The organism is Kitasatospora gansuensis (assembly GCF_014203705.1).
Classification (GTDB): Bacteria; Actinomycetota; Actinomycetes; order Streptomycetales; family Streptomycetaceae; genus Kitasatospora; species Kitasatospora gansuensis.
This window is the reverse complement of record NZ_JACHJR010000001.1, coordinates 4,707,811-4,729,509: the sequence shown is the minus strand read 5'-3', so window position 1 is coordinate 4,729,509 and position 21,699 is coordinate 4,707,811. Positions and strand designations below refer to the sequence as shown.

Annotated in this window: 23 protein-coding genes and 4 tRNA genes; 8 read left to right on the top strand and 19 right to left on the bottom strand. The window is 69.0% G+C overall.

Features of this window, described 5'->3' with window-relative positions:
- Positions 1-133: 133 nt before the first annotated feature.
- The 9 genes from rplL to F4556_RS21120 form a co-directional block, all read right to left on the bottom strand.
- Positions 134-514: a 50S ribosomal protein L7/L12 gene (rplL, locus tag F4556_RS21160; RefSeq protein ID WP_184918513.1), complete on the bottom strand. Its 381-nt coding sequence runs from the start codon at positions 512-514 to the stop codon at positions 134-136.
- A gap of 90 nt (positions 515-604) precedes the next feature.
- Positions 605-1,168: a 50S ribosomal protein L10 gene (rplJ, locus tag F4556_RS21155; protein ID WP_184918511.1), complete on the bottom strand. Its 564-nt coding sequence runs from the start codon at positions 1,166-1,168 to the stop codon at positions 605-607.
- 321 nt (positions 1,169-1,489) lie between these two features.
- Complete coding sequence (locus F4556_RS21150) at positions 1,490-2,314, bottom strand: SCO4651 family lipoprotein (protein WP_184918509.1); 825 nt, start codon at positions 2,312-2,314, stop codon at positions 1,490-1,492.
- A 49-nt stretch (positions 2,315-2,363) separates the two neighbouring features.
- The gene (locus F4556_RS21145; RefSeq protein ID WP_184918507.1) at positions 2,364-3,293 is read right to left on the bottom strand and encodes an SCO4651 family lipoprotein; all 930 of its coding nucleotides are present in this window, start codon (positions 3,291-3,293) and stop codon (positions 2,364-2,366) included.
- Between the two features lie 131 nt (positions 3,294-3,424).
- Positions 3,425-4,147, bottom strand: coding sequence for a 50S ribosomal protein L1 (gene rplA / locus F4556_RS21140; protein ID WP_184918505.1), 723 nt, complete (start codon positions 4,145-4,147; stop codon positions 3,425-3,427).
- 73 nt (positions 4,148-4,220) lie between these two features.
- Positions 4,221-4,655, bottom strand: coding sequence for a 50S ribosomal protein L11 (gene rplK, locus F4556_RS21135; protein ID WP_184918503.1), 435 nt, complete (start codon positions 4,653-4,655; stop codon positions 4,221-4,223).
- Between the two features lie 164 nt (positions 4,656-4,819).
- Positions 4,820-5,731 carry a transcription termination/antitermination protein NusG gene (gene nusG / locus F4556_RS21130; RefSeq protein ID WP_184918501.1) on the bottom strand — a complete coding sequence of 304 codons (912 nt, stop codon included), beginning with the start codon at positions 5,729-5,731 and terminating at the stop codon, positions 4,820-4,822.
- Positions 5,732-5,929: 198 nt separating this feature from the next.
- Positions 5,930-6,298: a preprotein translocase subunit SecE gene (gene secE / locus F4556_RS37605; RefSeq protein WP_184918499.1), complete on the bottom strand. Its 369-nt coding sequence runs from the start codon at positions 6,296-6,298 to the stop codon at positions 5,930-5,932.
- A gap of 142 nt (positions 6,299-6,440) precedes the next feature.
- Positions 6,441-6,513, bottom strand: a tRNA-Trp gene (locus tag F4556_RS21120).
- Positions 6,514-6,750: 237 nt separating this feature from the next.
- On the opposite strand from F4556_RS21120, the gene F4556_RS21115 reads away from it, so the two are divergent.
- Positions 6,751-7,980, top strand: a complete 1,230-nt coding sequence (locus F4556_RS21115; RefSeq protein ID WP_184918497.1) for a pyridoxal phosphate-dependent aminotransferase — start codon at positions 6,751-6,753, stop codon at positions 7,978-7,980.
- A gap of 90 nt (positions 7,981-8,070) precedes the next feature.
- Positions 8,071-9,090 (top strand): adenosine deaminase, encoded by a 1,020-nt coding sequence (locus tag F4556_RS21110; RefSeq protein ID WP_184918495.1) that lies wholly within the window; start codon positions 8,071-8,073, stop codon positions 9,088-9,090.
- Positions 9,091-9,229: 139 nt separating this feature from the next.
- Here F4556_RS21110 and F4556_RS21105 read toward each other — a convergent pair whose 3' ends face one another.
- From F4556_RS21105 to F4556_RS21080, 6 genes are all read right to left on the bottom strand, one after another.
- Positions 9,230-10,270: a UDP-N-acetylmuramate dehydrogenase gene (locus F4556_RS21105; protein ID WP_184918493.1), complete on the bottom strand. Its 1,041-nt coding sequence runs from the start codon at positions 10,268-10,270 to the stop codon at positions 9,230-9,232.
- A gap of 58 nt (positions 10,271-10,328) precedes the next feature.
- Entirely contained in the window at positions 10,329-10,751 is a 423-nt protein-coding gene (locus F4556_RS21100; protein ID WP_184918491.1) for a MaoC family dehydratase, read from the bottom strand.
- Positions 10,752-10,756: 5 nt separating this feature from the next.
- A complete protein-coding gene (locus F4556_RS21095) occupies positions 10,757-11,215 on the bottom strand; it encodes a MaoC family dehydratase N-terminal domain-containing protein (RefSeq protein ID WP_184918489.1) in 459 nt (152 codons plus the stop codon).
- Positions 11,216-11,355: 140 nt separating this feature from the next.
- A complete protein-coding gene (gene rpmG / locus F4556_RS21090) occupies positions 11,356-11,520 on the bottom strand; it encodes a 50S ribosomal protein L33 (RefSeq protein WP_006604855.1) in 165 nt (54 codons plus the stop codon).
- Positions 11,521-11,602: 82 nt separating this feature from the next.
- Positions 11,603-11,675, bottom strand: a tRNA-Met gene (locus F4556_RS21085).
- A gap of 44 nt (positions 11,676-11,719) precedes the next feature.
- Positions 11,720-11,792 (bottom strand) — tRNA-Thr (locus F4556_RS21080).
- A 265-nt stretch (positions 11,793-12,057) separates the two neighbouring features.
- On the opposite strand from F4556_RS21080, the gene F4556_RS21075 reads away from it, so the two are divergent.
- Positions 12,058-13,332, top strand: coding sequence for an amidohydrolase family protein (locus F4556_RS21075; RefSeq protein ID WP_184918487.1), 1,275 nt, complete (start codon positions 12,058-12,060; stop codon positions 13,330-13,332).
- Between the two features lie 9 nt (positions 13,333-13,341).
- On the opposite strand, the gene F4556_RS21070 is transcribed toward F4556_RS21075, so the two are convergent.
- On the bottom strand, positions 13,342-15,327 hold the full coding sequence (locus tag F4556_RS21070) for an APC family permease (RefSeq protein WP_184924904.1): 1,986 nt from the start codon (positions 15,325-15,327) through the stop codon (positions 13,342-13,344).
- A 376-nt stretch (positions 15,328-15,703) separates the two neighbouring features.
- Between F4556_RS21070 and F4556_RS21065 the strand changes: the two genes are divergently transcribed.
- Complete coding sequence (locus F4556_RS21065; protein WP_184918485.1) at positions 15,704-16,306, top strand: superoxide dismutase; 603 nt, start codon at positions 15,704-15,706, stop codon at positions 16,304-16,306.
- Between the two features lie 144 nt (positions 16,307-16,450).
- Here F4556_RS21065 and F4556_RS21060 read toward each other — a convergent pair.
- A tRNA-Tyr gene (locus tag F4556_RS21060) sits at positions 16,451-16,525 on the bottom strand.
- 191 nt (positions 16,526-16,716) lie between these two features.
- On the opposite strand from F4556_RS21060, the gene F4556_RS21055 reads away from it, so the two are divergent.
- From F4556_RS21055 to F4556_RS21045, 3 genes are all read left to right on the top strand, one after another.
- Positions 16,717-17,778 carry a DUF262 domain-containing protein gene (locus tag F4556_RS21055; RefSeq protein ID WP_221503665.1) on the top strand — a complete coding sequence of 354 codons (1,062 nt, stop codon included), beginning with the start codon at positions 16,717-16,719 and terminating at the stop codon, positions 17,776-17,778.
- Complete coding sequence (locus F4556_RS21050) at positions 17,765-18,478, top strand: HEPN domain-containing protein (protein ID WP_184918483.1); 714 nt, start codon at positions 17,765-17,767, stop codon at positions 18,476-18,478. Before F4556_RS21055 ends, F4556_RS21050 begins: the two co-directional genes overlap by 14 nt.
- 501 nt (positions 18,479-18,979) lie before the next feature.
- On the top strand, positions 18,980-19,555 hold the full coding sequence (locus tag F4556_RS21045) for a hypothetical protein (protein WP_184918481.1): 576 nt from the start codon (positions 18,980-18,982) through the stop codon (positions 19,553-19,555).
- A gap of 33 nt (positions 19,556-19,588) precedes the next feature.
- On the opposite strand, the gene F4556_RS21040 is transcribed toward F4556_RS21045, so the two are convergent.
- A complete protein-coding gene (locus F4556_RS21040) occupies positions 19,589-20,347 on the bottom strand; it encodes a glycosyltransferase family 2 protein (RefSeq protein ID WP_184918479.1) in 759 nt (252 codons plus the stop codon).
- Between the two features lie 2 nt (positions 20,348-20,349).
- A complete protein-coding gene (locus tag F4556_RS21035) occupies positions 20,350-21,138 on the bottom strand; it encodes a GntR family transcriptional regulator (RefSeq protein WP_184918477.1) in 789 nt (262 codons plus the stop codon).
- A 204-nt stretch (positions 21,139-21,342) separates the two neighbouring features.
- Between F4556_RS21035 and F4556_RS21030 the strand changes: the two genes are divergently transcribed.
- The gene (locus tag F4556_RS21030) at positions 21,343-21,696 is read left to right on the top strand and encodes an SCO3933 family regulatory protein (protein WP_184918475.1); all 354 of its coding nucleotides are present in this window, start codon (positions 21,343-21,345) and stop codon (positions 21,694-21,696) included.
- Positions 21,697-21,699: the final 3 nt, after the last annotated feature.

The window sequence follows — 21,699 nt, the reverse complement described above, 5'->3', positions numbered from 1 at the left end:
CGTCCGCCGACCGGGTGGACCTGGCGCGGCGTACGGGTGGTCCGGGCCCCGGCCCGGGTACGCAAAAAGGCCGGGCCGACCACCCGCAAGGGTGATCGGCCCGGCCTCGCGCCCCCTCAGAGGGGGCACTGGGTCACTTGACGGTGACCTTGGCGCCGGCGCCCTCGAGCTGGGCCTTGGCCTTCTCGGCAGCGTCCTTGGCAACCTTCTCCAGGACGGTGGCGGGGGTGCCGTCAACGAGGTCCTTCGCCTCCTTCAGGCCGAGGGAGGTGAGGGCGCGCACCTCCTTGATGACCTGGATCTTCTTGTCGCCGGCCGAGTCGAGGATGACGTCGAACTCGTCCTGCTCCTCAGCGGCCTCGGCGACGACGGCCGGGCCGGCCGGGCCGGCGACGACGGCGGCGGCCGCGGTGACGTCGAACTTCTCCTCGAAGGCCTTCACGAAGGCAGCGAGCTCGATGAGGGTGAGCTCCTCGAACTGCGCGAGCAGCTCGTCCTGGGTCAGCTTCGCCATGATTGGCGTCCTTCCACTAAATCGGCAGGTAGGTGCCGGATGTACGGATTGGGCGGGCACTGGCCCGCAGCGAGGCGTGAGCCTGCCGAATTATTCGGCGGCCTCGTCCTCGGCGGCGGGAGCCGGCGCACCGGCACCGCCCTGCTCGACCTTGTCGCGAAGCGCGTCCACGGTGCGGACGAGCTTCGACGGGAGAGCCTGGAAGAGCGCAACAGCCTGGGACTGCTTGGCCTTCATGGCACCCGCGAACTTGGCGAGCAGCACCTCGCGGGACTCGAGGTCCGCGAGCTTCTTGATGTCATCGGCGGACAGCGCCTTACCGTCAAGGACACCGCCCTTGATGATGAGTGCGGGGTTGTCCTTGGCGAAGTCACGCAGAGCCTTCGCCGACTCCACCGGGTCACCGGTGACGAAGGCAACAGCCGTCGGACCCGAGAACAGGTCGTCCAGCTCGGAGATCCCGGCCTCATTGGCCGCAATCTTGGTCAGCGTGTTCTTCACCACGGCGTACTGGGCGTTGTCCCCCAGCGAGCGACGCAGGGTCTTGACCTGCTTCACCGTGAGACCGCGGTACTCGGTGAGCAGCGTCGCGTTCGAGGCACGGAACTTGTCCGTGAGCTCGGCGACGGCAGCAGCCTTGTCGGGCCTTGCCATAGGCTTACGCCTCCTTCCGTGATGTCGAAGTCAGGCCGACCTTCGAACAGTCGACCATCCAACGCCTCAAACCACCGGCCAGGAAGCTCTGCAGAAACAGTGAGAGCCCCGGTGCGCAGGCGCACGGGGCTCTGAATGACCTCAACGATCCAGGCGGCAAGCCGCACGGACCGGAAGTCCAAGCTCCAAACACTCCTGCGCAGGCTGTCCGCGACGAATCGCGGAACCTTCGGCCGTCAGCACCCTCACGGGCGCAGCCGACAACCAGCGGTCTTTGGCAGCCCCCACCGTACTCGACCCGGTGCGAATCGGCCAAATCCGTCAGGAGGCGAGCGGCGGCAGACTCCGGCCGGCCGTGTCCACGGTGTCGCTCTCGGCCGGGGCCTGCACCGAGAGCGGGCCACCGAAGCCCTTGTAGGTCACCGTGTCGTCGGGGCCGCCCCCACCGCTGCGGCGGAGCTGGACCAGCTGGTCCTTGTCGTTCAGCCACAGGTCCAGGGTGAGCTGGTGCACCCCGCCAGCGCCGAGCGCGGCCTGCAGGGCCTGCTGCCGGGTGGCGGACAGCTGGGTCTGCGCCACCACGTACCGGTCCACCCCGACGGTCACCCGGTAGTGCTGGACGGTGGCCTCGCCCAGCTCCTCCTCGCCGACCAGCTGCGGGCTCTCGGCGGCGACCGCGGCGGTCAGCGCCACCATCGGGTTGATCCGGTCGACCAGCCCGGCGTACGGGATCTCCCGCTGGCCGCCCGGCGCGGTGAACTTCTCCCAGTGCCGGCCGCCGGTGCGCTCGGCGGTGGCCGGGTCGCCGCCCCGGTAGGCGGTGGTGTCCAGCACGATCAGCTGCTCGGCGGTGTCCGGGTACTTGACCTTCAGCACCGTCTTCGGCGCCCAGAACAGCACTCCGCCGGCCTGGTCACCGGCGAGCCGGTAGCTGAACTCGGCCCGGCGGGCGGTGCTCATCGCCAGCTGGGCGGAGAGCAGCACGCCCTGCGGCGACCGGTCGGTGGGGCTGGGCAGGCCGGTCGGTGTGGCGCTGGGGGTCGGGGTCGGGGTGGGCCGGGGCTCCGACCCGCTGCCGCAGCCCGCCACGCCCGTGAGCAGCAGCACGGCGATCGCCGCGGCCGCCGACCGCTGACCTGCCGTCACCCTGTCCCCCTGCCGCCGTCGCTCCCTCCGCCACCCTGTCATGCGGAGCTCAGCCGCCGAAGCCCTTGAGCAGATCTGCGACCTCGAACACATCCGCGGCGGGCGGGGCGGCCACCTCGGGGGCCTTGCCGAGCTCGGTGTAACGGACCGTCATGTCGCCGGCCCGGGTCGGGGTGAGGTCCGCGCTGCGGAGCTGGACCAGCTCGTTCCGGCCGTTGATCCACAGGTCCAGCGCGCCGCCGCCCTTGCCCAGCTCGGCCAGCGCCTGCCCCTTCTGGTCCTCCGTCAGCCCGGCCATCGCGCCGACCAGCGCCTGGGCCACCCCGGTGGTGCGGAAGTGCACCGCCTCGGCGCCGTTCACCTGCTCGACCCCGACCTTGGCCAGCCCGGCGCTGGCCGCGCCGACCGCCAGCGGCACCGCCGGGTCGAGGGCCTTCATCAGGATGGCCAGCGTCCGGGCGTCCTCGCCGCCGGCCGACAGGCCCGCGCCGTTGGCGGGCGCCGCGGCGTTCACCTTCATCCAGTGCCGGCCGCCGGCCAGCGCGGAGGTGTCCGGCGAGGCGCCGACGTAGCTGACCCCGGCGGCCGAGCGCAGCTTGCCGTCCTGCCCGTCGACCTTGAAGGTCAGGTCGGCGGCGGCCGGCTGGCCCCAGCGCAGCGGGCCGCTGCCGGTGTCCGCTCCCCCGGTGCTGACCACCAGGCCGGCGTTGCCCGCCTTGGCCATCACCGCGGCGGCCGCCAGCAGGACGTCCTTCGGCGCCCCGGTGGGCGCCGGGGCCTGGCCCGCGGCGGGGGTGGCGGCGGCCGAGGAGGAGGCGCCCGGCTGGGGCGCCGCCGTACCGGAGTCCGTCGCGCCGGCCGACGGGGTGGCCGTCACCGGGGGCTTGGCCGCCTCGCCCGTTCCCGATCCGCTCGAACCGCAGGCGGTCAGGCCGCCCACCAGCAGTGCCGTGACGGCAATGGTCCGCAGGTCCCGCATGGAAGTCTCCCCCTCGTCGTTCGGATCTCGGCATGCGGACTCTAATTGATGTACATACGGCGACGGGCCCGCACCCCCCTCGAAGGGGAGTGCGGGCCCGTTGAACGCGGTTACCGCTGCAGCTCGAAGGCTCAGACGGCGGCCGGGTCCTCCTCGACGAGGAGGTTCCGGGTGCGGTTCGGGTCGACCTGGATGCCGGGGCCGATCGTGGTGGAGACCGCGGTCTTCTTGATGTAACGGCCCTTGGCGGCGGACGGCTTGGCCCGGAGGACCTCGTCCAGCGCGGCGCCGTAGTTCTCGACCAGCTGCTCGTCGGTGAAGGAGGCCTTACCGATGATGAAGTGCAGGTTCGAGTGCTTGTCGACGCGGAACTCGATCTTGCCGCCCTTGATGTCGTTGACAGCCTTGGCGACATCGGGGGTGACGGTGCCGGTCTTCGGGTTCGGCATCAGACCACGCGGGCCGAGCACGCGGCCGAGGCGGCCGACCTTGCCCATGAGGTCCGGGGTGGCGACGACGGCGTCGAAGTCCAGGCGGCCCTTGGCGACCTCGTCGATGAGCTCGTCCGAGCCCACGATGTCGGCGCCCGCAGCACGCGCGGCCTCGGCACGCTCGCCGGTCGCGAAGACCAGGACCCGAGCGGTCTTACCGGTGCCGTGCGGAAGGATCACGGTGCTGCGGACCATCTGGTCGGCCTTGCGCGGGTCGACACCCAGGCGCATGGCAACCTCGACGGTCGCGTCGAACTTGGCGGTGGAGGTCTCCTTGGCGAGGCGGATGGCCTCGAGGGGAGCGTAGATCTTGGCGCGGTCGACCTTGGCGTCCGCGGCCTTGAGAGCCTTGCTGCGCTTCACTGCTTCTCCTGAAGGTGAATGGAGTTCGTGGGACGGGCCGCGCAGGCCCTACCACGGTGGACTAGGGGGCTTTTCAGCCCTCGACGGTGATGCCCATCGACCGGGCGGTGCCGGCGATGATCTTCTCCGCCGCGTCCAGGTCGTTGGCGTTCAGGTCGGGGAGCTTGGTGGTGGCGATGTCGCGGACCTGGGCGCTGGTGAGCTTCGCGACCTTGGTCTTGTGCGGCTCGGCCGAGCCCTTCTCCACGCCGGCGGCCTTCAGGATGAGGCGCGCGGCCGGCGGCGTCTTCGTGATGAAGGTGAAGGAACGGTCCTCGTAGACCGTGATCTCCACCGGCACGATCATGCCGCGCTGCGACTCGGTCGCAGCGTTGTAGGCCTTGCAGAACTCCATGATGTTGACGCCGTGCTGACCCAGCGCGGGGCCGACCGGCGGAGCCGGGTTGGCCGCGCCGGCCTTGATCTGGAGCTTGATAAGCCCCGTGACCTTCTTCTTCTTGGGAGGCATGCTCTCCGGGTCCTTCCGAGAGTGGATTACTGGTGCGTCCGCGGCCGGGGCGACACCCGGCCGGGCAGAACACACATCGGACCAGGCTAACCGCTGATGCGGCCTGGACCAAAACGGGTTCGGGGGCGAGGCCGAAGCCCCGCCCCCGAACCCGAAGCTCTGAACTAGTTCTTCTGGATCTGGTCGAACGACAGCTCGACCGGGGTCTCCCGGCCGAAGATCTCGACCAGGCCCTTGACCTTCTTCGAGTCCGGGTTGATCTCGTTGATGGTCGCCTGCAGGGTGGCGAACGGACCGTCGGTGACGGTGACCGAGTCGCCGACCTCGAAGTCGAGCACCTGGACCTCGACCGGACGGTGCGGGGACGCCTTGCCGGCGGCCTTGGCCGCGTCGCGCTCGACGTCGGGGGCGAGCATCTTGACGACCTCGTCCAGGGTCAGCGGGTACGGGTCGTAGGCGTTGCCGACGAAGCCGGTGACACCCGGGGTGTTGCGCACGACGCCCCAGGACTCGGGGGTGAGGTCCATCCGGACCAGCACGTAGCCGGGGAGCTTGTTCTGCCGGACGGTCTTGCGGTCGCCGTTCTTGATCTGGACGACCTCCTCCTGCGGAACGGCGGACTCGAAGATGTAGTCCTCGACGTTCAGCGAGACGGCGCGCTGCTCCAGGTTCTGCTTCACCCGGTTCTCGTAGCCGGCGTAGGTGTGGATCACGTACCACTCGCCCGGCGCGGTGCGCAGCTGCTCCCGGAAGGCGACGACCGGGTCGATCTCTTCCTCGTCCTCGGCCTCGACCTCGGCGTCCTCCGCCTCGACCTCGTCCTCGTCCTCGGCGGTCTCGGTCTCGTCGGCGTCCTCGGTCTCGTCCTCCGCGAAGGCCTCGTCCTCGGTCAGCTCGTGCACCGCGTCCTGCTCGGCCGGCACGCCCGCCTCGGCCTCGTCCGCAGCCTCGACCTCGTCCTGGTCGGCGTCGACCGCGTCCAGGATCTGCTCGGCGTCCTCGACGTCAGCAGCCTCGGCCGCGACATCCGCCTCGCGGACGGTCTCGTCGGCGTCGTACAGGGGGGACTCAGACACGGTGGCTGCTTCTTTCCTGGGATGTGAGTTGGAACGGCTCCGGACTGTCCGGCACCCTCACGGGCACGTTGCGGGGACAACTCGGATACCTCCACAGTACCGAGTCAACGGTAGCGGGATCGCCCTGAGTGCGCCGACAGCTCGACCCGGACCGTTTGCACGGCCCGGGTCGGGATGGAGCTGGGAGGTGACGGCCGATCAGCCGAACACCCACAGGCTGAGCTTGGAGAAGCCGTAGTCCATGCTGGCCACCAGGCCCATGACCACGACCACGAAGACCACCACGACGGTGGTGTACTGGGTCAGCTCGCTGCGGGTCGGCCAGACGACCTTGCGGAGCTCGGCAATGATCTGACGGTAGAACAGCGCCGTCCGGGCGAAGATGCTCTTCTTGGCCCGCTTGCCGGACTTCTTCTCGCCGTCACCGCCCTCGGCCTTCTGGGCACGCTTGCGGTCGCGGCGCGAGGGCACCTTGTCGTTGACGTCGGCGCTCGTCGTCTCCGCGCCGTCGGCACCCTCGGGGTTGCCGCTCTCAGGCGTTGCGGTGGAGCCCGTGGTCTCCGTCACTCGTCCTCACCTGAATCCGGGTCCTGCCGAGCGTCGCTTCGCGTTGGTGCGGGCGATCCGGCGAATGCAGTGCGATGGAGCCATCTCCGCATCAAGCCCGCTCACTCCTGTGGAGCGAACGGGCTGGATACGGATCAAGCAGCAGGGCAAGAGGGACTTGAACCCCCAACCGCCGGTTTTGGAGACCGGTGCTCTACCAATTGAGCTATTGCCCTACGGAGCTTTGCGGCTCCGGAGATGACCACCAACCTACCGCATCCGAGTCGCTGCGTGAGTTACGCACCGGTGGAGCCGCACTTCGGGAGCCATCGAGCAGTGAGTGTACGTGTTCCTGGGCGTTTGGTCGAACCCCATTCACCGACCGCCCACCTACGGGTACGGATCGTGGACGGATCCGTACGCATGCTGAAACCGCCGTACCCGCCCACGGAGGACTCTGCAACGATTGCGGCATGAGCGCTCCCACCCCCCGCCCCGCAGACCGCCGCGTCTCCGCCCGTGTCGGTGCCATCGCCGAGTCCGCCACCCTCGCGGTGGACGCCAAGGCGAAGGCCCTCAAGGCGGCCGGCCGCCCCGTGATCGGCTTCGGCGCCGGTGAGCCGGACTTCCCGACCCCCGGCTACATCGTCGACGCCGCCGTCGCCGCCTGCCAGGACCCGAAGAACCACCGCTACACCCCGGCCGGCGGCCTGCCGGAGCTGAAGGCCGCGATCGCCGCGAAGACCCTGCGCGACTCCGGCTACCAGGTGGACGCCTCCCAGGTGCTGGTCACCAACGGTGGCAAGCAGGCCATCTACGAGGCCTTCGCCGCGATCCTGGACCCGGCCGACGAGGTGATCATCCCGGCGCCGTACTGGACCACCTACCCGGAGGCCGTGAAGCTGGCCGGCGGTGTCCCGGTCGAGGTGGTCGCGGACGAGACCACCGGCTACAAGGTCTCGGTCGAGCAGCTGGAGGCCGCCCGCACCGAGAACACCAAGGTGGTGCTCTTCGTCTCGCCGTCCAACCCGACCGGCTCGGTCTACACCGAGGCCGAGGCCGAGGCGATCGGCCGCTGGGCGCTGGAGCACGGCCTCTGGGTGCTCACCGACGAGATCTACGAGCACCTGGTCTACGGCGACGCCACCTTCACCTCGCTGCCCGCGCTGCTGCCCGAGCTGGCCGACAAGTGCATCGTGGTCAACGGCGTGGCCAAGACCTACGCGATGACCGGCTGGCGGGTCGGCTGGATGATCGGCCCGAAGGACGTGGTGAACGCGGCCGCCAACCTGCAGTCGCACGCCACCTCCAACGTCTCCAACGTGGCGCAGCGCGCCGCGCTGGCCGCCGTCTCCGGTGACCTGGCCGCGGTGGACGAGATGAAGACCGCCTTCGACCGCCGCCGGCAGACCATCGTGCGGATGCTGAACGAGATCGACGGCGTGTTCTGCCCCGAGCCCGAGGGCGCGTTCTACGTCTACCCCGCGGTCAAGGACCTGCTGGGCAAGGAGATCCGCGGCAAGCGCCCGGCGACCTCCGCCGAGCTGGCCACCCTGATCCTGGACGAGGCCGAGGTCGCGGTCGTGCCCGGCGAGGCCTTCGGCACTCCCGGCTACCTGCGGCTCTCGTACGCGCTCGGCGACGCCGACCTGGCCGAGGGCATCGGCCGGATGCAGAAGCTGCTGGGCGAGGCCCGCGCCTGACGGCTTTTCAGGCGGCCGCCCCTTTCACCCCATCGAGGGATGTGAAAGGGGCGGTTCCCGTTCGGGGCCCTGATACGGCAGTATCGGTGAATGGAACGCCAGCGTGATGTCCGGAGCCTGCCGAAGGCCCACCTGCACCTGCACTTCACCGGTTCGATGCGGCCCGCCACCCTGCTGGAGCTGGCCGACAAGCACCGGGTCCGGCTGCCCGAGGCGCTCAGCTCCGGCGAGCCGCCCAAGCTGCGGGCCACCGACGAGCGGGGCTGGTTCCGGTTCCAGCGGCTGTACGACACCGCGCGGTCGGTGCTGCGGGACGAGTCCGACATCCGGCGCCTGGTGCTGGAGACCGCCCAGGACGAGGCCACCGACGGCTCCCGCTGGCTGGAGATCCAGGTCGACCCCACCTCGTACGCGCCCCGGCTCGGCGGGCTGATCCCCGCCCTGGAGCTGATCCTGGACGCCGTCCGGGAGGCCTCCGCCGCCACCGGCGTGGGGATCCGGGTGCTGGTCGCGGCCAACCGGATGAAGTCCCCGATGGACGCCCGGACGCTGGCCCGGCTCGCGGTCCGGTACGCCGATCAGGGCGTGGTCGGCTTCGGCCTCTCCAACGACGAACGGCGGGGCCTGGCCCGGGACTTCGACCGCGCCTTCGCGATCGCCCGGAACGGCGGGCTGCTGGCCGCCCCGCACGGCGGCGAGCTCTCCGGGCCCGAGTCGGTCCGGGACTGCCTGGACGATCTCGGCGCGGGCCGGATCGGCCACGGCGTCCGGGCCGCGGAGGACCCGCGGCTGATGCAGCGGCTGGCGGATCGTCAGATCACCTGCGAGGTCTGCCCGTCCTCCAACGTCTCGCTCGGGGTCTACGAGCGCGCGGAGGAGGTGCCGTTGCGGAAGCTGTTCGAGGCGGGCGTGCCGATGGCGCTCGGCGCCGACGACCCGCTGCTGTTCGGTTCCCGGCTGGCCGCGCAGTACGAGCTGGTCCGCGACGTGCACGGCTTCAGCGACGCCGAACTGGCCGAGCTCGCCCGGCAGTCCGTCCGCGCCACCCGCGCCCCGGAGGACGTCCGCAAGCAGCTCCTGGCGGACATCGACGGCTGGCTCAACGGCTGAACCGCCAGGGGCCCGGGGAACGGCGGCGCCGACCTCAGGAGCGTTGCACCTGTGTGGATGGTCAGGCACTTTCGCAGTGATACCCGCCAGCCACGAACCGTCGCAGTTCCCCGAGCCCCTGTCTGCCGAAGGTGTGTGCCTAGAGTGCGACGCCGATCATGACGGGTTCGTTGACGAGGTCGACGCCGAACGCCGTGCGAACGCCGTCGCGGATCTCGCGGGCCAGCCCGAGCAGGTCGGCCGTGCTCGCGGTGCCCCGGTTGGTGAGGGCGAGGGTGTGCTTGGTGGAGAGGGTCGCGGCGCCCGTTCCGTAGCCCTTGCCGAAGCCGGCCTGGTCGATCAGCCAGGCGGCGGAGGTCTTGGTGCATCCGTCCGGCGCGGGGTAGGCGGGCGCCGTGCGCTCCCCCAGTCGGGTGAGGAAGTCGGCGTACTGATCGGCCGTCAGCACCGGGTTGGTGAAGAAGGAGCCCGCCGACCAGGTGTCGTGGTCCGCCGGGTCGAGCACCATGCCCTTGCCCGCCCTCAGGCCGAGCACCGTCTTGTACGCGGTCCGCAGGGCGACCCGCTCCCCGGCCTCGACGCCCAGGGTGCGGGCGACCTCCGCGTAGCGGACCGGGGTGGACTGCCCGTCGGCGTCCTCCAGGCGGAAGCGGACCCGCAGCACCACGTACCGCTCGGGGTCGGCCTTGAAGCGGCTGTGCCGGTAGGAGAAGCCGCACTCCGCGTTGGTCAGCGTGACCACCTCGTCGGCCCGGCGGTCGTAGGCGACCACCTCGGTGATCCCGCTCGCCACCTCCTGGCCGTACGCGCCGACGTTCTGCACCGGAGTGGCGCCGGCCGAGCCGGGGATGCCGGCCAGGAACTCGATGCCGGCCAGTCCGGCGTCCACCGCCCGGGCCACCGCGTCGGACCAGACCTCGCCGGCGGCCAGCTCCAGGTCGACACCGTCCAGGGCGAAGCCGGTGGTGGCGATCCGCAGCACCGTCCCGTCGAAGCCCTGGTCGCCGATCACCAGGTTGGAGCCGCCGCCGATCACCAGCAGCGGTTCGGCGGCCAGGTCCGCGGCCCGGACGGTCGCGATGACCTCTTCGTCCGTGGCGGCGGTCACCAGCCGACGGGCCGGACCACCGAGCCGGAGGGTGGTCAGCGGGGCGAGGGGGGCGTCCAGTTCAACAAGCACGCCCCCAGCGTACGGGGGTCGACCGGCCCGGTGGGCGGACCGACCCCCGTCCACGGCGTCAGCCGAGCTGGACCACCGCGCGGGACATGTTGAGCACCTTGTTCTCGCCGTTCTTCACCACCAGGTCGACCCGGACCCGGCGGTCGTCCAGCAGGGCGGCGACCTTGCCGGTGACCTCGATCACGGTGCCGACGCCGTCGTTCGGGACGGGCACGGGCTTGGTGAAGCGGACCCCGTAGTCGACCACCGCGCCCGGGTCGCCGACCCAGTCGGTGACCACCCGGATCGCCTCGGCCATGGTGAACATGCCGTGCGCGATGACGTCGGGCAGGCCGACCTCGAGCGCGAACTTCTCGTTCCAGTGGATCGGGTTGAAGTCACCGGAGGCGCCCGCGTACTGGACCAGCGCGGCGCGGGTCACCGGGAAGGACTGGGCGGGCAGCTCGGTGCCGACCTCGACCTGGTCGAAGCTGATGGTCATCCTGGTCACTCCCCCGCCTGGTCGGCGGCCCGGGCCACCAGCGTCATGATCGAGGTCACCACGTGCTCGCCGCTCTCGTCGTGCACCTGGCCGCTGACGGTCAGGACGTCGTTGCCGGCCAGCGACTTGATCGCGTCGATCGCGACGGTGACGGTCAGCCGGTCCCCGGCGTGCACCGGGCGGCTGTAGCTGAACTTCTGGTCGCCGTGCACCACGCGGGTGTAGTCCAGACCCAGCTCGGGGTCGTTCACCACCTGGGCCGCGGCTCCGTAGGTGATCACGAACGGGAAGGTCGGCGGCGCGATCACTTCCGGGTACCCGAGCGCCTTCGCGGTCTCCAGGTCGGTGTACGCCGGGTTGGCGTCGCCGATCGCGGTCGCGAACTCGCGGATCTTCTCCCGGCCTACCTCGTACGGCTCGGTGGGCGGGTAGGTCCGCCCGATGAACGAGGGGTCGAGGGCCATGGGCTACTCCTCTGACGGTGGGTCACGCAGCTGGTGCGGACTTGCCTGGACACGAGAAAAAGCTCCAGGCCGTGCCCCTTGCGGGACACGGCCTGGAGCCAAGAGCCTGAACACACCAGGCCCGACGACGCCTTGCGGGGTCAGCGGGTCTCGCGGTGCGCGGTGTGCGAGTTGCAACGGGGGCAGTGCTTCTTCATCTCAAGACGGTCCGGGTCGTTACGCCGGTTCTTCTTGGTGATGTAGTTCCGCTCCTTGCACTCCACGCAGGCCAGCGTGATCTTCGGGCGGACGTCGGTGGCAGCCACGGGAGTGCCTTCCTAAAAAATGGGTGATGACACAACAAGAGTAGCCGATCGGGAGTTCGATCTCCCGACCGACTACGCGGGGTAGCGGTGACCGGACTTGAACCGGTGACACAGCGATTATGAGCCGCTTGCTCTACCAACTGAGCTACACCGCTTTGATGATCGGTCGTCAGACCGAGGTCTGACTCCTTCTCACCAGAGCCCCCATGCGGAATCGAACCGCAGACCTTCTCCTTACCATGGAGACGCTCTACCGACTGAGCTATAGGGGCGAACGAGGAAGAGATTACACGTTTCCCGGCCAGAGGTGAAATCCGTATCCGGCCCGGAAGATCGCAGGTGGGCGGCCCGTACGGACGCTCCTGTGCAGCACCCGCGTTCGACGGCGCCTCCGAACCGACGGCCGGTCACGGCCCGACCCGGTACGACTGCTGCGAGCCTCCGAGCGCCCCGCCCCGACTCCCCATAGGCTCGGCCCCCAGTGATCTTGCGGCTCCCGGGGCGCCCCGAGGCCGCCGGGCAGCGAGGAGCCGGCCGATGACCGCGGACAGCGCACCCGCCGAGGGGCCGCACCCGGGCGAGGGATCGTCGAAGAACCCCAATCCGCTCGGCCACGGCCCGGTCCTGCTGCTGGTCAACGCCCGGCTCACCGACGGCCGGGTGGTGGACGTCCGGATCAGCGGCGACCGCATCCAGGCCGTCGGCACCACCGGGAGCCTCGGCCCGCTGCCCGCCATGCCCGGCAGTCCCACCAGCACCACCGGCGCCCGGATCGACCTCGGCGGCTACCTGCTGCTGCCCGCCCCCGCCGAGCCGCACGCGCACTACGACGTCGCCTTCTCCGCCGCCCTGCCCACTCCCCCGCCGGAGACCCCGGCCGACCTGATCCGCCGGGTCACCGAGGGCGCGCTCACCGCGCTCGGGTACGGGGCCACCGCCCAGCGCACCCACGTCCGGATCGGCGACGTGCACGGCCTGCGCCGGCTGGAGGCCGTCCTGACGGCCCGCCAGGCGCTGCGCGGCCTGGCCGAACTGCAGGCGGTGGCGATGCCCCGGCTGCTCACCGGCCGGGCCGGCGCGGACGGCCGGGCCCAGCTGCGGGACGCGCTCAAGCTCGGCGCGGCGGCGGCCGGCGGCTGCCCGGACCTCGACCCGGACCCGGTGGGCTACGTCCAGGTCCTGCTGGAGGCGGCCCGCGAGGCGGACTGCCCGGTGGACCTGCACACCCTGGGCGTCGATCCGTCCCAACTCGCCCGACTGGCCGCCGTGTTGGCGCCGCTGCGGCCCCGGGTCACGGTCGGCCCGGTGAGCGCGCTGGCGGACGGCGGGGCGGCGGTGCTGACCGGCGCCGGGCTGCGGGTGGTCTGCCTGCCGCAGAACGGCGGCTGCGTCGGCCTGGAGGGCCTCGCCGCGCCCCTGCGCCCCTCCCTGGTGCGGGAGTTGACCGAGGCCGGAGTTCCGTTGGCGGCCGGGGCGGGCGGTCTGCGGGACCTCGCCAATCCGGTCGGCCGGGCCGACCCGCTGGAGGCCGCGTACCTGCTCGCGGCGGGCGGTGGGCTGAGCCCCGAGGCGGCGTACGAGGCGGTCTCCAACCAGGCCAGGATCGCCCTCGGGCTGCAGCCCGTCCGGGTCGACGCCGGTTTCCCGGCCGAACTGCTGGCCGTCCGGGGTGACTCACTGGCCGGGGCGCTGGCCGGCGGGCACAGCCGGCTGGTGATCCACAGCGGCCGGGTGGTGAGCCGGACCAGCGCCGTCCGGGAGTTCGCCGACACGGTGGCGCTGGCGCTGCCGCGGCAGAGCACGCCGGGGTAGGCGCTCGGGTTACTGCTTGGCGCTGAGGTCGTTGCGTGCGCCGGGGCTGGCGGGCTCGCCCCGGCGGACCGCGCCCGGCGCGCGCCCGGTCGGGTGGTTCGCCGCCGCCGAGGAGTTGAGCTGCCAGGGGACGCTGATCACCATCACGCCGGGGGTGAACAGCAGTCGGCTCTTGAGCCAGAGGGCTGACTGGTTGTGCAGTAGGTTCTCCCACCAGTGGCCGACCACGTACTCCGGGATGAACACCGCCACGACGTCGCGCGGGCTGCTCCGGCGGACACCGCGGACGTACCCGACCACCGGCCGGGTGATCTCCCGGAACGGCGAGTCGAGCACCTTCAGCGGCACCTGGATGTCGAACTCGTCCCACTTCAGCCGGAGTTCGTCGGTACTGTCGCGCTCGACCGCGACCGTCAGCGCCTCCAGGGTGTCCGGCTTGAACGCCTGCGCGTAGCCGAGCGCGCGCAGGGTCGGCTTGTGCAGTTTGGAGACCAGCACGATGCCGTGCACCTTGGCCGGGCGGACGGACTCCTCGTGCGGGTCGTGGACCGCCAGTTCCTCCGCCGTCCGGTCGTAGTGGCGCCGGATGCCGCGCATCATCAGCCACAGCACCACCGCGGCGAGGACCGCCAGCCAGGCGCCCTGGGTGAACTTGGTGGCCAGCACGATCACCAGCACCAGTCCGGTGACCACCGCGCCCAGCGCGTTGATCACCCGGGCCCGGTGCGCGTCGCGGCGCACCTGCGGGGTGGGCTGCTCGCCCAGGGTGCGGTTCCAGTGCCGGACCATGCCGATCTGGGACAGCGTGAAGGAGGTGAAGACGCCCAGGATGTAGAGGTGGATCAGGCTGGTGACGTCGGCGTCGTACAGCCAGAGCAGGCCGCCGGCCACCAGGGCGAGGGCGATGATGCCGTTGGAGAACGCGAGTCGGTCGCCGCGGGTGTGCAACTGTCGTGGCAGGTAGCGGTGTTCGGCCAGGATCGAGGCGAGCAGCGGGAAGCCGTTGAACGCGGTGTTCGCAGCCAGGATCAGCACCAGCGCGGTCGCGGCCTGGACCACGTAGAACAGGATGCTGTCGCTGCCGCCGAAGATCGCCGCCGCCAGCTGGGCGATCACGGTCTGCTGCGGTGTTCCGCAGTCGCCGGTGAAGCCGGCCAGCTGGCAGGTGTCGTCGGTGATGTGCACCTTGGCGACCATCGCGAGCGTGGTGATGCCGGAGAACATCACGATCGCGGTGATGCCCATCACCGCCATCGTGGTGGCGGCGTTCTTCGACTTCGGCTTCCGGAACGCGGGCACCCCGTTCGAGATCGCCTCCACGCCGGTCAGCGCCGTACAGCCGGAGGCGAACGCCCGCAGCGCCAGCATCAGCAGCGCGAACCCGGCGAAGGTCTCGTCCCCCGGCTCCGGTGTGATCCCGTACTTGGCGCTCTCGGCCACCGGCGCGTCCCCGAGCAGGTACCGGATCAGCCCGGTGCCCACCATGATCAGGATGGCGCCGATGAAGAGGTAGGTCGGCGCGGCGAAGGCGTTGCCGGACTCCCGTACGCCGCGCAGGTTCATCGCCGTCAGCAACGCCACGAAGCCGACCGCCATCAGCACCCGGTAGTCCACCAGGCTCGGCAGCGCGGAGATGACGTTCGCCACCCCGGAGGCGACCGAGACGGCGACCGTCATCACGTAGTCGACCAGGAGTGAGGCGGCCACCACCAGGCCGGAGTTCGGCCCGAGGTTCCTGGACACCACCTCGTAGGAGCCGCCACCGCTCGGGTAGGCGTGCACCACCTGACGGTACGACAGCACCACGACCACCATCAGCGCCACCACGCCCGCCGCGACCCACGGGGTGAGGTAGAGGAACGCCGTGCCGCCGACGGTGAGCACCAGCAGGATCTCCTGGGTCGCGTACGCGACGGAGGAGAGCGGGTCGGAAGCGAAGATCGGCAGCGCCAGGCGTTTGGGCAGCAGCGTCTCGCCCAGCTCCTCGCTGCGCATGGCCCGGCCGATCACGAGGCGCTTCAGCGCCTGGGGCACGTTGAACACACTGGTGAGCGTATGTGCCGGGGCGTCAGGTTCCCGGGGCCGTCGAATGTCCGGCGTGTCCCGATTCGTACCTGACGGTCGCTCACCCAGCTTGGCTCGTGATGGGGGTGGCGGACCGGACGTCCCGGCGGGCGCCGGTTGGGAAGACGATCAGCACGGGCGGAGGGACCCCCGGCGCGAGGGCCGGGACGTACGTCAGCAGGCGGCTGGACACGGGCCGGCCACCCCCGCGAGACACTCTGATGCCATCAGTATGTAATTGCAAGCTATACGCAATAGTGTTGGGCCGGCACGCCACAGACCCCTACCCACTAGGAGTTCTCCACTCATGGGTCAGTACACGCTCCCCGACCTCCCGTACGACTACTCGGCTCTGGAGAAGGCGATGTCCGCCGAGATCCTCGAGCTGCACCACTCCAAGCACCACGCCGCCTACGTGGCCGGCGCCAACAGCACCATCGAGCAGCTCGCCGAGGCCCGCGACAAGGAGCAGTTCGGCGGCCTGGTCGGCCTGCAGAAGACGCTGGCCTTCCACCTCTCCGGCCACGTCCTGCACTCCCTCTTCTGGGAGAACCTCTCCCCCGACGGCGGCGACCGCCCCGACGGCGCCCTCGGCACCGCCATCGAGGAGCACTTCGGCGGCTTCGACGCCTTCAAGAAGCAGCTCACCACCGCCACCGTCGGCGTCCAGGGCTCCGGCTGGGGCATCCTCTCCTGGGAGCCGCTCGGCCGGCGCCTGATCGTCGAGCAGGTCTACGACCACCACGGCAACGTCGGCCAGGGCACCACCCCGCTGCTCGCCTTCGACGCCTGGGAGCACGCCTACTACCTGCAGTACCGCAACGTCCGCCCGGACTACGTCACCCGCCTCTGGGACGTCGTCAACTGGAACGACGTCGCCGCCCGCTTCACCGCCGCCACGGGGGCCTGACCGGCCGGACCGCCGTCGAACCGGAGCCCCGCCTGCCCCATGGGGAAGCGCGGGGCTCCGCCGTCGGCCGGGGCGCCGCCCGCGCGCACAGCAGAAGGGCCCCTGGCCGGCGTTTCCGCTGGTCAGGGGCCCTTCTTTATCCTGTGGCTGGTGCAGGGTTCGAACCTGCGTAGCTTGCGCGGCAGATTTACAGTCTGCCGCGTGGCCGATCTGGCCGCCCGCCTCGACCTGCGGCTGGAAGCCCGCCCCCTAGGCGATGTCCCTCCCTGGTCCGCCACTGGTCCGGATCAGGGCAGCCATGGCCGTTGACACCTTGGTGGCTCGAGCGCCCAGGATCGGCAGCTCAATCTGAGAGCTATGAAGCTGCCATACCCCGGCGAAGCACTGCGTCGGCCGTCTAAACTGCGCCCATGACTGCTAACGCATCCCTTGAAAACCTAGAAGAACAGCTTCGCGGAGAACGCGGCAGAGTCGATGTTGCAGTTCATAACTTTTCAGTTCGCGAGCTCGTTCGGATGATTTCCGATGAAGAGCTAAATGCGTCACCAAGCTACCAGAGGAAGTTTCGCTGGGAGGAAGCCGATGAGTCACTGTTTATCGAATCAGTATTCCTCGGTTTGCCAATTCCTCCAGTCTTCGTTGCAACAAACGTCGGATTCCAGTGGGAAGTTGTAGATGGACTACAGCGACTTTCCACTCTGGCCCATTTTCTGGCCCGAGACGAAGAGGCTGCGATTGAAATTGGACGACCTAAACCACTTCGACTCGATGGCCTCGAGAAGCTTACCGCCCTCAACGGAAACACATACATTGACCTGCCAAAGAATCTGCAGGTGTATTTTGGCCGCCAGCCCTTGCAGGTCATCTCCCTGACCGACAAGAGCGACCGTCAAGTTCGGTTTGATGTATTTGAACGACTAAATCGCGGCGGCATTAGCCTGACAGCCCAAGAAGTACGCGCTTGTGTCTACATGGGCCCCTTTAATGACTTCATCGAAGAGCTGTCAAAGGACCCGCGCCTTAGCGACCTCCTGAAGCTCCAGAAAGCACGAGAGAACGATGGGACTCAAGTAGAGCAGGTCCTGAAGTTCTTTGCCTACAAGAATTACCGCGACCAGTTCGATGGCAAAGTCGAACGGTTTCTAAATAGTTACATGGAAGCCGCATCCGAGTCATTCGACTACCCAACGGAGCGCGATATCTTCGATCGAGCCCTTGGGACTCTCCACAGTGTCTGCAATGGGAAGCCGTTCCTCCGCAGGCAGACCCCCGTCACTCCCCTTGTGCAGTTTGAGGCCTGCTTGGTCGCAGCAGGCGATCTTGCCGCCGAGGGGGTCGAGCCGAGGGCAGTAGCGCCGGGCTGGCTCGAGGACACCGAGCTGCGAGCTTCCACAGGCGCCGGCACTAACACGAAGTCGATGCTGAGGCGGCGGCTCACGCGCGCGAAGGATCTGCTTCGTGGCGACGCATGACGCACTTATTGGCGAAGTTGAATCCCATGGCGACCAGCTATTACGTCGAAGCGACGACCTGAAGAAGTTCCTAGCACTCGCAAGCCACAGTGCCGACTCTTCGGCAAGCCCACGGTGGGAGTCCGAGGCACGAGACGCCCGGGCATTGGCCGTGGTTTGCACGATGGCCGAACTGGAAAGCTTCACCAAGTTCATCATCCAAGAGACACACAAGGAGATTAATGATTCAAGACTTTCCGTGAATAAACTCCGCCCAAGCCTACGCCAACTTGCGGCTCATACGGCATTCGAAAGCCTTCGTGAGTTGAATGACCACAGCAAGCTTTGGGAGAGACGTAAGTACGCCACGACCCTCGAGTTCTGCGGTGACCCCGCAGCACTTCCGGTCAACCACAAGCAGGCTCAACCGCCACTTGACGGCAGAACACTAAAGCCTGAACATTTCAATCGCATCTGGGAGATATACGGTCTCCCCGGAGACGCATTTCCTCATTCCACCTGGGGTGCTTCCTTGATTAAAATGTCAATGCTGAGAAACGATGTTGCACACGGAAACATTCCCTATGTGGAGATCTTTCAACAGGCCGGTCGATCGGTTGCAGATGTCGAACGCTACGTGAACGACATCGGAGAATTCGCCGTTCACCTCACTGCCACATGGGTTGAGTATCTGGAGCATCGCGGATATCTGGCAACCTAGCGAATTGATAGACCAACTGAGCCTTGCTGCAGGTCCGCCCGACCGCTCAGGGTGGTGGAGCGGTTTTGGCCGGTGTCCTGTCTGGTCTGGGTCCGAGCATGATCGGGGGGCCGTAAGCTCATCGCGTCTCGGTCAGGGCTTCTGGGCCTGACCGCAATTTGGCCGAGTGGCCCCCCGGTCTTGCTCGGTGCGGGTCCCGGTCCTGACAGGTGGGTAAAACCGTGGAACCGCCCGCCGCCAGCCACGGCGGGTTGGACCACCCTCTGACCGTTCCCCCGCCTGGCGCGGCCGGCCGCCGCCGAAGCGGGGCGAAGACAGGAGCGACGGCGAGCGGCTGAGGCCGCGCGCGGCGCGCCGCGCGCGCCTTGAACCCGTAGAGAAGATTTTTACGCACCCCCTCTCACCACTCCCCCTTCCTCACCCTCCCCTGCACTTCCGGCCCGCCCGCCGCTAGGCTCGGCAGCTTGATCTGACTGTGTTTCACATCCTGTGCGGGGGCCCGTGGATACCATCACCCAGCTCGTGACGATCGCCGCCGTGGTGCTCGGGGCGCTGACCACGTACGTGACGAACCAACTGATGGAGCGGAGCAGGCGCAAGGACGGCCTGCGGGTCCGCTGGGACGAGAAGAAGCTCGACACCTACGTGGAGTACGTCGGCGGGGTCCGGTCCTGTGTCTACGCGGCCGTGCTGGCGTACGAGGTGACCCACGACATTCGGGCGATGCCGCGCACCGAGCATGAGCTGCTGATGGACCTCACCGAGGCTGAGGGGCGCCGGGCCCTCGCGTTCGAGCGGCTGATGATGCTCGCCGGGGACGACGTGATCGAAGCCGCCCACGCGGTCAACACCGCAACCCTGGCGATCGACTGGCAAGCCCGCCGCCTGGTGGAGGGAACCCTCGCCGACTGGCGTGCCCTCCACTCCGAGTTCTTCCGGGCGGTCAACGTCTTCCATGAGGTGGCTCGAGCTGACCTCGGCGTGCGCGGCGGCTTCGCCGGTGACCAGCACTCGGCTCGCGGCCTGATCCTGCCGGCCACTCGCAGCTCCGAGGAAACAGAGCAGCCCCGGCAGTAGATCCCGCCGGGGCTGCTCCGTGCTGTGTCCTGCTCAGGCTGCGTCGATCCGCCAGTTCTCCAGCGCGAGCAGTGCCTCGGCCCGTGCCTCGACGACTGCCATCCGAGCCGCCCGCTCTTCCTGCTCGCTGTGGGCGGCCTGGCTGGTGCTCTGTCCGGGCCACTTCCGGTAGAGGAGTCCGGTCTCCGCCGTGAACCAGCCGCGGCTTACCGCGTTGAGCGCCAGGAGCAGTCCGGTGTCCTCCGAAGCCGGGAGTGCCATCCACCCGCCGAGCGCGAGCACCAGGTCCCGCCGCGCGCACAGCGTCGCCGGGTGGACCTGCGCCCGGTAATCGTGGGCCTGCCAGTGGGACAGCACCTCGCCGCGCTCGATCGGGCCTTCCGGCGGGTCCTGGTCGAAGCCGACCGTGCTCCCGTCCGGCAGCAGGTCGAGTACCCGCGAGGTGGTCCACGCGACGTCCGGCCGGCCGGTCAGCGCCGCGATATCGCGGGCCAGAGCTCCCGGGGTGAGCATGTCGTCGGCGTCCAGCACCCGCACGAACTGCCCGACCGCCCGGGACATGCCCATCGTCCGGGCCATCCCGGCTCGGCCGTGGCGGCCCTGGCCGAAGCTGATCCGGGCGTCGTCCGGGACGTGGGGCGCTACGTCGTCCGTCTCGCCGTCCTCCTGGATCACCCACTGCCAGTCCCAACCGGCGGGCATCTCCTGCTCGTTGAGCGACTTGTAGGCGTCGGCCAGGTACTTGGCGCTCGGGCCGTGCACGGCCGTGATCACGCTCACGACGTTGGTCATGCTCACCACCTGCTCAGCTTGGTCGTGTAGACCATCTCGGTTCGGTCGCCGGGGAGTACTACGTCGGAGACCTCCACCACGCGGTCGGCGGTGTCGTACGAAGTCTTGCGGAGGATCACCACGGACACACCCACCGGCAGACCGAGTTCTTCGGTTTCATCCGGCGTGGGCGGCCGGGCCTTGAAGGTCTCCACGATGCGGTCGAGCTCGATGCCGACGGTGAAGAGCTGGTTCTGCGTGCCGCCGGGCCACGGCTCCAGGTCGTCACGGAGCAGGTCGGGGTTCTTGGAGATCACGTCGAGCACCAAGTACGACCGCACGGTGTTGAACGGCGCGCGCTCCTCGCGGTAGCTCGTGCGGTACTTCCGCTCCAGCAGGGTCGTCCCCTCCGGCACGCCGAACAGCTCGGCCAGCTCGGCGGGGGCCGGCACCTGCTCGTACTCGGCGTGGAAGACGAGGTCGTCCACCTGCAGCCCGGTGTCGTGCTCGGTCGCCCCGGTCTTTCGGCGTTCGGTCTCCGGCTCGCGGGCCCGGTCCTTCTCCCACTGGTGGCGGTCGTTGTAGCGGGTGACCTTCTTCGGCTGCCGGCGGACGAAGGTGCCGCGGCCGTGCTGCTTCTCCACCAGCCCCTCCGCCTGGAGCACCCCGACACCCTGCCGAAGGGTCGGCACGCTCACGCCGTACTGATCGGCGAGCGCTGCCTCCGACGGAAGCCGGTCGCCCTCGGTCAGTTCGCCGCTGGTGATCTTCCGTCGGAGATCGGTCGAAATCCGCTCGTACTGGTTGGCCATGGTGCTGGGTCACCGTCCTGTCGTGTTCTCCCGCTCATCCTAAGTCCTAAAGAGGTGTTGACGACTAGCTGATGGCCCGTCATAGTTCTAGCAACTCCTCAAGAGGACTTGAGAACTAGAGGAGTTGAGAACTTGTGGCGTTCGCTACGAGTTGGCTGCTCCGGGAGCGGAACTGCTCCTGGTGCTGTGCGAAGGAGTCGGACCATGAAGTTCATCCCCGTCGACACGACCGGCGCGCTGGTGATGGTGGCCCAGGAGCCCCGCCCGAAGCTGAAGAACCGGCAGACCGGTGAGCTGGCCTTCGACACCGAGACCGGCGCCCCGCTGATGACCCTCGACGTGACCTTCGTGGCCAACGGCCAAGCCGACATCCTGTCCCTGACCGTGCCGCAGCCCGGGGTGCCCGACGACCTGACTCCCGGGACCCTGGTCGCCCTGACCAAGCTCATCGCCCGGCCGTGGGAGAACGAGTTCAACGGCCAGAAGCGCTCCGGCATCGCCTTCCGCGCCGACGCGGTCACCGCCTCCATGCCCGCGTTCGCCAGCGCGAACGGCTGACCC

Coding starts and splice junctions, on each gene's coding strand:
- rplL (WP_184918513.1), bottom strand. CDS start 514: ATGGCGAAGCTGACCCAGGACGAGCTGCTCGCGCAGTTCGAGGAGCTC.
- rplJ (WP_184918511.1), bottom strand. CDS start 1,168: ATGGCAAGGCCCGACAAGGCTGCTGCCGTCGCCGAGCTCACGGACAAG.
- F4556_RS21145 (WP_184918507.1), bottom strand. CDS start 3,293: ATGCGGGACCTGCGGACCATTGCCGTCACGGCACTGCTGGTGGGCGGC.
- rplK (WP_184918503.1), bottom strand. CDS start 4,655: ATGCCTCCCAAGAAGAAGAAGGTCACGGGGCTTATCAAGCTCCAGATC.
- F4556_RS21115 (WP_184918497.1), top strand. CDS start 6,751: ATGAGCGCTCCCACCCCCCGCCCCGCAGACCGCCGCGTCTCCGCCCGT.
- F4556_RS21110 (WP_184918495.1), top strand. CDS start 8,071: ATGGAACGCCAGCGTGATGTCCGGAGCCTGCCGAAGGCCCACCTGCAC.
- F4556_RS21100 (WP_184918491.1), bottom strand. CDS start 10,751: ATGACCATCAGCTTCGACCAGGTCGAGGTCGGCACCGAGCTGCCCGCC.
- F4556_RS21095 (WP_184918489.1), bottom strand. CDS start 11,215: ATGGCCCTCGACCCCTCGTTCATCGGGCGGACCTACCCGCCCACCGAG.
- F4556_RS21075 (WP_184918487.1), top strand. CDS start 12,058: ATGACCGCGGACAGCGCACCCGCCGAGGGGCCGCACCCGGGCGAGGGA.
- F4556_RS21070 (WP_184924904.1), bottom strand. CDS start 15,327: ATGCGCAGCGAGGAGCTGGGCGAGACGCTGCTGCCCAAACGCCTGGCG.
- F4556_RS21065 (WP_184918485.1), top strand. CDS start 15,704: ATGGGTCAGTACACGCTCCCCGACCTCCCGTACGACTACTCGGCTCTG.
- F4556_RS21055 (WP_221503665.1), top strand. CDS start 16,717: ATGACTGCTAACGCATCCCTTGAAAACCTAGAAGAACAGCTTCGCGGA.
- F4556_RS21040 (WP_184918479.1), bottom strand. CDS start 20,347: ATGACCAACGTCGTGAGCGTGATCACGGCCGTGCACGGCCCGAGCGCC.
- F4556_RS21035 (WP_184918477.1), bottom strand. CDS start 21,138: ATGGCCAACCAGTACGAGCGGATTTCGACCGATCTCCGACGGAAGATC.
- F4556_RS21030 (WP_184918475.1), top strand. CDS start 21,343: ATGAAGTTCATCCCCGTCGACACGACCGGCGCGCTGGTGATGGTGGCC.